Source organism: Acidobacteriota bacterium (assembly GCA_022340665.1).
Classification (GTDB): domain Bacteria; phylum Acidobacteriota; class Thermoanaerobaculia; order Thermoanaerobaculales; family Sulfomarinibacteraceae; genus Sulfomarinibacter.
Genome location: JAJDNM010000082.1, coordinates 1 through 4254, shown reverse-complemented (window position 1 = coordinate 4254; position 4254 = coordinate 1). Strand labels below are relative to the sequence as shown.

The window sequence follows — 4254 nt, the reverse complement described above, 5'->3', positions numbered from 1 at the left end:
GGAGTACCGCCCGAAGAGCTGCGCCTGCAGCCGGTCGACATCCGGCTCCTGCTGCAGCCCGCCCATAGGGCCCAGGCCGATCGCTACATGGAGGCCGCAAAGGCCGCCATCCGGGGCTACGGACTGCCGCTGGGCGCCTACCCTTACCAGACCCTGACGATGGTCGACCCACCCCGCGGCGGTATGGGTGCGGGAGGTATGGAGTATCCGACCTTCATCACGCTCGGCACGCATCCCGTTCTCGGCATCCCCGGATTCGACGAGGTGCTGGCCGCGGAGTCCGTCACGATCCACGAGTTCGGCCACAACTTCTTCCAGGGCATGATCGCATCGAACGAGTTCGAGGAATCCTGGATCGACGAGGGCATGAACTCGTTCTACGAGGCCATTGTCGTCGATGAAAACTACCAGTACATGATTCAGTTTTTCGGCCTCAGGGCCACCTCCTTCGAGCTCGACCGCTTGCAGCTTGGCGACGGGCATTACAGTGACCCGATCGTCACACCTTCGTGGGCCTTTCGGTCCGGCGGGAGTTACGGCCTCAACAGCTATGCGAGGCCTGCAGTCACCCTCCTCCACCTGCAGAATCTCATGGGCAAGGAGACCTTTTCCCGCGCCATGCGGCGGTTCTTCCAGTCCTGGCGCTTCCGCCACCCATCGACCGAAGACTTCAAGCGCATCATGCTCGACGAGGCGAACGAGGATATCGGTTGGTTTTTCGATCAGGCGTTCCACACCGATCGCGACCTCGACTATCGCATCCGCACAGCGCGTTCGCGAAAGGTCAAGGACCCGCGCGGCTGGTTCTGGGCCGAGGACGGTCAGAAGACCCTGCTCGGAGTTGCCGATCGACACCAGCTTGAAACTGAGGATGAAGACACTTCCGAGGCCGCGGACGACACCGACGAGAAGGTCGACGAAGACGCGATGTACCGTACCGAGATCACGGTCGAGCGCCGCGGCGAGTTCATCCACCCGGTCACCATCGAGCTCGTCTTCGAGGATGGTGAGTCCATCCGCCACCACTGGGACGGAAGAAGTCGCTGGAAAAAGTACCTGGAGGTGCGTCCGTCGAAGCTCGTCTCGGCCGAGGTCGACCCCGACCACCTCATGGTGCTCGACGTCGATCAGATCAACAATTCACGTCGCCTTGAAAAGAATAGGAAGCCGGTCGCCAAGATGATCACCCATCTCATATTCTGGCTTCAGAACGCGCTGCAGCTGACAGCGATGGTGGGGTGAAACATGCAAGCCACCAAAATCGCACGACACGGTTTTCGCATCGCCTGCCGGCACAAGAAGCTCGTGCTTGCCCTCTGGCTGGTGCCGCTCGTCCCGGCGCTCGTCATCGGGCTGATCGCGGGAGCCAACCTGTCCCCCATCGAACGCTCGCTGTTCTCCGATCGCGTACTCGCCGGAGACTGGTTCGTCGTGTTCTCCGAGTTCCGGGACTCACCTGACGATGCACTGAGCACCATCGTGACGGTCGGTCTGGTGGTGATGGCCGTGCTGACCCTGTTCCTGCAGGTCGCGCTGTCCGCGGGCATTGTCGAGACCCTGCTCGAGCGGCCACACGAAAGCCCATTCTGGGTCGGCATCAGACGCAACTATTTCAGCTTCCTGAGAACGGCCGGTGCGCTGTTGGTCGTGACTCTCATCATCGGCGCCGGATCCGTGGCCCTGCGCAAGGGTTTCTTCAAGCTCGCCGAGACGCAGGCGAATGGGTGGTACGACATCGTGGGCTTACTGGCTGCCTTCACGGTGTTCATCCTGTTGTGGTCGCCGTTCGATCTTGCCGCCGATCTGTCTCGCGTTTCTGCCGCGCGACACGACGATCGGTCCATGCTGAAGGGCTTCTTCCGCGGCTGGTGGACGGTGATCCGCCGGCCCGGGCTCTTCATCCCGCTCTACCTCGTCTTCCTCCTGTTACCAGTCGCCCTGCACGCGATTTACGCGCTCATCCGATCGCTGTGGACGCCCGGGACCGCGCTCGCGATCGTCATTCTTCTGGTCGCCCAGCAGACCGTGATGTTGATTCGCGCCTTCTTCAAACTCGGTTTCTGGGGAGCCGAGGTCAGCGCCTTCCACGCGCTCGACGAACCCAGGTGGTGTCGGAAGAAGCACCGACCGGAGCCGGTGGTCCAGCACACCGAGGTGTCGGAAGCTGTCTGAACGGCCTCCCGCAGTAACCCGGGCAGTTCCACTGCAGGTGCGTCTTTCAGGGCTAGCCATCGCGTCTGGAAGGCTCGTCTCTCGCACCCTGAAGGACCCGCCTACAATTCGATTGTGTTGGGCGGGTGGACAGGGAATCCGAAATTCGAAATTCGAAATGCGGATTCCGGCGCCCGAACGGGTACTATTTCGGAGCAATGTCAATCGCACGTTTCCAATCTGACGTGGCCATCGCCGGAGGGGGGCTCGCAGGGCTCGTCACGGCACACGAGCTGCTGGATCGGGGCCTGAGGGTTTTGATCCTCGATCGCGACACGGAGGACCGGCTCGGCGGCCTCGCCAGGCGGTCTTTCGGCGGTGTGATGTTCGTCGACACGCCGTACCAACGAAAGCTCGGTTTCGACGACAGCCCAGAGCTCGCGTGGTCGGACTGGAAGAGCTTTGCCGATTTCGGTGAGGGGGACGAGTGGCCCCGCCGCTGGGCCCGAACCTACGTCGAGCGATCGACCGAGCTGATCTTCGACTGGCTCACCCGACGCGGCGTCGCCTTCTTGCCTCTCGTAAACTGGGCCGAAAGGGGGCTGATCAAACAGGGCAACTCGGTCCCCCGCTGGCATATCGCCTGGGGCACCGGCTTCGCAATCATCGAGGCCATCATCGCCGCCCTTGAAAACCATCCACACAGGAAAAAGCTGGAGATCCGCCACGGTCACCGCGTCGAGCACTTGCTGGTCGAGAAGGGTCGGGTCACCGGCTGCGCCGGAGTTCTCGAGAATGGCGGCGGCGAGTTCGAGGTGCAGGCGGAGCAGGTGGTCCTTGCTTCGGGCGGCATCTGCGGCGGTGACCTCAGCAAGGTGAAGGCCAACTGGTACCAGCCGTGGGGCACGCCCCCGCCGACCCTTCTCAACGGGTCACACCGGTTCGCCGATGGCCTGTTGCACGACGAGGCGGCACGCCACGGCGCTGCAATCACCCACCTCGACAAGCAGTGGCACTACGCTGCGGGCGTCCATTCGCGCGAGACCGACTCCCCTACCGATGGCATCAGCCTGGTACCACCCCGCTCGGCCCTGTGGCTCGATGCCCGCGGTCGCCGATTCGGTCCCGTACCTCTGATGGGCTACAGCGACACCCGCTGGGTCGTTGAACAGATCTGCCGGACTCCGGAGCAGTACTCCTGGCAGGTCCTCAACTGGAAGATCGCGATCAGGGAACTGGCGGTGTCGGGCTGCGATTACATGACCGCCTTCCGCTACCGACGCAAGCTCCAGCTGGTCAAGGAGGTCCTCTTCGGCAACCGGACCCTGGCCCGGCGCCTGATCGGAGAGTCGGAGGACTTCGTCGTCGCCGAGGACCTCTCCGAGCTGATGGACAAGATGGACGCTCTGTCGCTCGAAGGCGTGTCGATCGATCGCGAGCGCATGGAGGCCGACATCCGGGCCTTCGACGGGCAGGTCTCCCTCGGTCCGGACCGTTTCGAGGATCAACAGCTGCGGCGAATCGCCACCTCCCGCGAATACAAGGCCGACCGCCTCAGGACCTGCGCCTTCCAGGCGATCGACGATCCGAAGGCCCACCCCCTGATCGCCATCCGCGAGCACATCCTCAGCCGCAAGAGCCTTGGCGGCGTGCAGACGGATCTCGAGAGCCGCGTTCTGAACACTTCCGGTGAGCTGATCCCCGGCCTCTACGCGGTCGGCGAGACCGCCGGCTTCGGCGGCGGCGGCATCCACGGCAAGGGCTCGCTCGAGGGCACATTCCTCGGCAGCTGCGTGCTCACCGGCCGGCTCGCAGGGCGTGCCATCTCCCTCGGTTGAGGCACTGATCTCACGATGAGCGGAACCCTCGAGCCTACAGACGTCGAAATTCCTGCCAGAGACGGCTTCACCCTTGGCGGCACGCTGTATCGACCCGACACCGAGAGTCGACGCACCGTCGTCGTCAACCCCGCAATCGCCGTACCGGGCCGGTTCTACCGCCACTTCGCAGCAGGCCTCGCCGAGGCCGGCTACACCGCGCTCACCTGGGACTATCGCGGCGTCGGCGCCTCGAAGACTGGCTCGTTGCGTGGGTTTTCGGCGA

At 63.6% G+C, this 4254-nt stretch carries 4 protein-coding genes; all 4 read left to right on the top strand.

Annotated features, from left to right (window positions below; genetic code table 11):
• On the top strand, positions 1–1242 hold a 1242-nt coding region (locus tag LJE93_10090; GenBank protein ID MCG6949249.1), incomplete at its 5' end, for a hypothetical protein.
• Between the two features lie 3 nt (positions 1243–1245).
• Positions 1246–2172 (top strand): hypothetical protein, encoded by a 927-nt coding sequence (locus tag LJE93_10085; GenBank protein ID MCG6949248.1) that lies wholly within the window; start codon positions 1246–1248, stop codon positions 2170–2172.
• Positions 2173–2369: 197 nt separating this feature from the next.
• On the top strand, positions 2370–3989 hold the full coding sequence (locus LJE93_10080) for an FAD-binding dehydrogenase (protein ID MCG6949247.1): 1620 nt from the start codon (positions 2370–2372) through the stop codon (positions 3987–3989).
• Between the two features lie 15 nt (positions 3990–4004).
• On the top strand, positions 4005–4254 hold a 250-nt coding region (locus LJE93_10075), incomplete at its 3' end, for an alpha/beta hydrolase (GenBank protein MCG6949246.1).